Source organism: Bacillus sp. JJ722, assembly GCF_036963345.1.
Taxonomy (GTDB): Bacteria; Bacillota; Bacilli; order Bacillales; family DSM-1321; genus Bacillus_AD.
In genome coordinates this window covers 845-5,393 of record NZ_JBALMO010000300.1, presented here as the reverse complement: position 1 = coordinate 5,393, position 4,549 = coordinate 845, and the positions used below count along the sequence as shown (strand labels likewise).

Sequence of the window (4,549 nt, the reverse complement as noted above, 5' to 3'; positions counted from 1 at the left end):
AGAAGTAAAACTTACTTTTAGTCATAATATAAATGAAGTAGTTGAAAACATATTTAGTATGGTGTAATTACAAGAATGAGTAATTTAAGTATAATATTTGCGAAAAATAATGTAGATGCATAGAAAAATAGGTTGGAAAGGTCTATAATTTTTATAAGCAATCATGATAAAAGGTTTCATATAAGGCCATATTGGTAAGTGGAAAAATATACATATTGGATAAAGCTTATTAAAAGTAGACTATATAAGGAGGAGTTAATGATGATGATAGGGTTAGTAGCGGTAGTATTAATATTCTCAATCCCCATTATTGCAATTGTAACGAACCATTTTGAAAAGCAAGCTAAAATAAATCGAGAAGTGTTGAAAGATCAAATTAAATTGGAAAAGCTTAAGCAAGAAAACTTCATTATGGAAACAGAAAAATTACGACTTGAACTTGAAAAAATGGAACAAAACAATAATAACCACATTACGAAGTTCTAAAAAAGTACATATGTAGATTACATTTTTGTTTAAGGTCCTTGGGAAAGGACTTTTTTTTATGAAGTGACCATACAATATAAGGTGGATTTATTTTTCTAATACAGGAGGAGTAAACATGGAGAATGTGAAGAATGCCGTTCGAAGCTTAAAGGCTTTTAGAATGTATTGGTTTTATGCATCCGATGAAGAAAGGGACTTAATTTCTTCTACTATTAAAGATGAAAGTTCAGCCTGTTTAGAAATTTTAGGAGCTATACAGTCATCTCAAAACAGTGATGATGAATATTTTCCATTTGAATAACATAGGTAAAGTTAATAACTATGAATCCTCATCTATGATGGGGATTTTTGTATGGAAAGAGTGCGTTTATCTGAGAGAAGAGGATAACTTTGGTTGTCCTCTTATTTGATGAAAAGAAAGAGATAAAACTGTCCGTTGTAATATATTGTTGTGTTTCTATTAAAATTCGGCAATGTTTTCTAAAAATATAAGCGTATTACACTACAATAATATAGAATTTTTAATATAATGGTGGGAGTTATATTAACATTTTGTTAATCATTTATGATTTTATGAGAGGGGAGGGTATATATGGAAAAACGGAAAATGTATTTTACTTTTTTTTCATCAATACAATGGTTTTTCTTTATCTTTGCTAACACAATAGTAGTACCTATTTCGATAGCTAGTGTGTTTCAAGTTGACGCACACACAGTTGAAGCAATGATTCGAACTTCATTAATAATTACTGGAGTCGCAGGGATGATCCAAGGATGGCTTGGCCATAGGCTCCCTTTGATGGAAGGGCATTCGGGTTTATTGTGGGGAGTTATCTTAAATTTAGGTGTTTCTGCATCATCGATGGGGTTGGATTTATCAACGGTTGGCGGTGGAATTGCAACAGGCATTATATTAGCTAGTTTAACTACTATGTTATTTGCCGCGTTGAATTGGGTACATATTCTTGAAATGATTTTTCGTCCGATGGTCTTAACAGTATATTTATTCTTACTATCGTTCCAACTGATATTCATTTTTTTTAAAGGGATGCTAAAAATAGATGAAACAGGTACAATAAATATACCTATAAGTTTATTATCTATTGGTGTTATTATATTAGTTAGTATATTAAAAGTTAAGGGAAATCAATTTTTAAGTAATTTCTCTATTTTAATTGGCTTAGCAATTGGATGGATTAGTTACGCATTGTTATTCCCAAATGATATTGCAAAAGTTACACAAACTAGTGGAAATGCATTTGCAATTTTCCCTCTTGGTGAGCCAAATTTTGAAATGGGAATTGTCATCATAACTTTCATTGCAGTAATGTTAAATCTTACAAATACAATGGCATCAATAAAAGCTGGTTCAGAACTAATAAATGAAAAAAGAAGTGCCAGACACTATCGCTGTTCAATGGCTATTACTTCTATTTTTACTATGATCGGTACTTGCTTTGGATTGGTACCTTATACTCCTTTCACGTCATCCATCGGCTTTTTGCTAAGTACCAGAATTTTCGACCGAAAACCATTTATTTTGGGTGGAGCAATATTAGCAGTTATCGGTTTAATACCGTTCGTTTCTTCATTTTTAGCGACAATGCCAATTACAATTGGAAATGCAGTATTATTTGTCGCATACTTACAGCTCTTTGGAACGGCATATGGCAGCTTAAATGGTAAAACATTTAATTCAAATACGATATTTCGAATAGCGGTACCAATTCTAGTAGGAGTGTCGCTAATGAATGTATCACCTGAAATATTTAATAGTGTACCAGTTATCCTTAGACCTTTCTTATCAAATGGGTTAATTATGGGGGTAATAATATCAGTTATATTAGAAACAATTGTCAAGTGGCCTAAATATGATTTGTTAGAAAATAGAAGTTTATCAAAGTGATCTATTTTGTGCTGATATAGTAGTATGCTAAATGATTAAATAAGAAACATTCTCAAATTTCAGTGTTTATGTTATCATTTTGAAAAGGAGTTCGATTTTTAATAAAAGGTGATTATAATGAGTAATAAAATGGCTATTGGTAAACGAATACATGAACTTAGACTTAAAAATGGGCTATCCTTAACAGAGGTAGCCAATCGAGCGGGAGTAGCAAAATCGTATATTTCCTCCGTAGAACGAGAAATTCAAATAAATCCTTCCATTCAATTTCTAGAAAAAGTATCAAAAGTTTTAGGCATTAGTGTAGAGCAACTTATAAATGATAAAGAAACGGAAGATTCATCAACCCTCCTCGATAAAGAATGGCTTGAACTAGCAAGAACGGCTATGGAATCAGGAGTGAGTAAAGAACAGTTTAAACAATTTCTTGAATTTCAGAAATGGCAGCAAAACAATAATTCTGAATAAGAGGAGAACTCTTACAAGTATTATAAATTGTATAATAAACAATATCATAGGCTTAATGGGTCATTCCATTAAGTCTTTTTAATGTTTAGGGAAAATAAACTATGGTGATGTATATGCGATAGCTAGTGAGAATTGCTTTCCTTCTTACAAGAGAATGAACAAAGTAATGGGTTATAAATGGTGCTTATCTCCTTCTTCAAAAATGAATTGGAACACGAACTAGGCCCGTTTTTTTATTATACTTAGTGTCACTTACAAATTACTTAAACTTTAAAAACTTACGAGGATGTTTTCATGAAGGCTTTATTATCTATACTACTCTTATGGCTATCTACTCGTATTTCTTACAATATTTTCTAAAGAATAAGTTATTTTTCTTGATTTTTTTAGTTTTCACTGTGATAATATAGTTTAATTACACTATCAATGGACTGGTTCGAAAATACTAATGGATTAAACAATATTACGATAATATTAGACAAGAGTCGACATCGTAATGATTCAAATTATTTATCACTCTTGAAGAAAGCTTTATTTTACATATACCTATATGGGTAGGAGGTATAGTGACAGTTTTCGACATGAAATGGGTGAAAATATGAATTTAGTTTGTAAGCTTTAATATCTATATATTGGAAAAAATAGATATTTTGAAGGTGGAAAATTCGACTATCAATAGATATAATCGTTAAAAATCGACTATTAGCTGTTTTTTTGAATAAATAATTCAGAAATATTTGTTAATTATTTATAAATGTATTGAATATTAACAAATTTAGCCATATAATAGTCTTTGTGAAAGTTGTTCTCAATAAAGAACAAATTAAATATCTATCTACATACAACTAAAAAAGTATACATTTATAGAGAGAGAATTTACGTAGTACTTAAATAATTTGGATGGAGTGCAAGGAGATGGGAATCTTGAACAATATCGAGGAAGAGATTGATAAAGAATGGCTGTTATTAATGAAAGAAGCTAAAGAAAATGGTTTATCCATTCAAGAAGTTAAAAGTTATATAATAAAAAACTCGCACCAGAATAAAATTAAGGAAGAGTCAAAATCTGTTAAGTTAAATTAATATTTCAAAGGAAGTGAATGTATTGAAACAAACAGAAAAAATAAACAACGGAAAGTTCAATCAGTTAGTAAGATATCAAGATCAATATAAGTTTGAGATAGGTCAAAAAAATAGTCAAAAATCAAGTGAATATCAAGAAGACCTTTTGAAAACGTTGAATCGAATTGAAACAAAACTAGATATTTTACTTATGCAAAGAAATCAATAGAATGCTATCCAGGGGAAGTAGGTTCTAGGTCAGAAAGAAGGTTTTTATTAATTAGGTGGTGATGTTCTTTATATTGAAATGTTAGTTAAATTTATTGAATTTTTATAGAATAAGTCTTTAAATGTTTCTATAAGAATATAAAACATATAACTCTTAAACATTAAAACTAGATTTATTTACTGAAAATAAACAAACAATAAGGTTGGTTTGGTGATTCAGATAAAGCGTAATTTTTTTTGCTCTTTATGTTCTTTATTAAGAACGACCAAGTGTTAGATAAAGAACACTAACGGTGATGTCTCCTTACCGTTATCAAAGGAGGCACTCGATTACACTGTGGGTTGGAACAAACCTTAGACGCGGGTCGTCAAGAGTGTAGTGTGAGGGGGGGTTGGATG

Annotated in this window: 6 protein-coding genes; all 6 read left to right on the top strand. The window is 30.3% G+C overall.

Annotated elements, in window-relative coordinates; all coding sequences use genetic code 11:
* Positions 1-261 precede the first annotated feature (261 nt).
* The 6 genes from V7014_RS24405 to V7014_RS24380 all read left to right on the top strand — a co-directional run bounded on the left by V7014_RS24405 (position 262) and on the right by V7014_RS24380 (position 4,151).
* Complete coding sequence (locus V7014_RS24405) at positions 262-486, top strand: hypothetical protein (RefSeq protein WP_335511237.1); 225 nt, start codon at positions 262-264, stop codon at positions 484-486.
* Positions 487-601: 115 nt separating this feature from the next.
* Complete coding sequence (locus V7014_RS24400) at positions 602-787, top strand: hypothetical protein (RefSeq protein WP_335511234.1); 186 nt, start codon at positions 602-604, stop codon at positions 785-787.
* A gap of 291 nt (positions 788-1,078) precedes the next feature.
* Positions 1,079-2,392 carry a uracil/xanthine transporter gene (locus tag V7014_RS24395; RefSeq protein WP_335511232.1) on the top strand — a complete coding sequence of 438 codons (1,314 nt, stop codon included), beginning with the start codon at positions 1,079-1,081 and terminating at the stop codon, positions 2,390-2,392.
* A gap of 129 nt (positions 2,393-2,521) precedes the next feature.
* Positions 2,522-2,860: a helix-turn-helix domain-containing protein gene (locus V7014_RS24390; protein WP_335511238.1), complete on the top strand. Its 339-nt coding sequence runs from the start codon at positions 2,522-2,524 to the stop codon at positions 2,858-2,860.
* 924 nt (positions 2,861-3,784) lie between these two features.
* Positions 3,785-3,943 (top strand): DNA-binding anti-repressor SinI, encoded by a 159-nt coding sequence (sinI, locus tag V7014_RS24385; RefSeq protein WP_335511230.1) that lies wholly within the window; start codon positions 3,785-3,787, stop codon positions 3,941-3,943.
* A gap of 22 nt (positions 3,944-3,965) precedes the next feature.
* Complete coding sequence (locus tag V7014_RS24380) at positions 3,966-4,151, top strand: hypothetical protein (protein WP_335511229.1); 186 nt, start codon at positions 3,966-3,968, stop codon at positions 4,149-4,151.
* The last annotated feature ends 398 nt before the right edge of the window (positions 4,152-4,549 follow it).

Coding starts and splice junctions, on each gene's coding strand:
- V7014_RS24405 (WP_335511237.1), top strand. CDS start 262: ATGATGATAGGGTTAGTAGCGGTAGTATTAATATTCTCAATCCCCATT.
- V7014_RS24400 (WP_335511234.1), top strand. CDS start 602: ATGGAGAATGTGAAGAATGCCGTTCGAAGCTTAAAGGCTTTTAGAATG.
- V7014_RS24390 (WP_335511238.1), top strand. CDS start 2,522: ATGGCTATTGGTAAACGAATACATGAACTTAGACTTAAAAATGGGCTA.
- V7014_RS24395 (WP_335511232.1), top strand. CDS start 1,079: ATGGAAAAACGGAAAATGTATTTTACTTTTTTTTCATCAATACAATGG.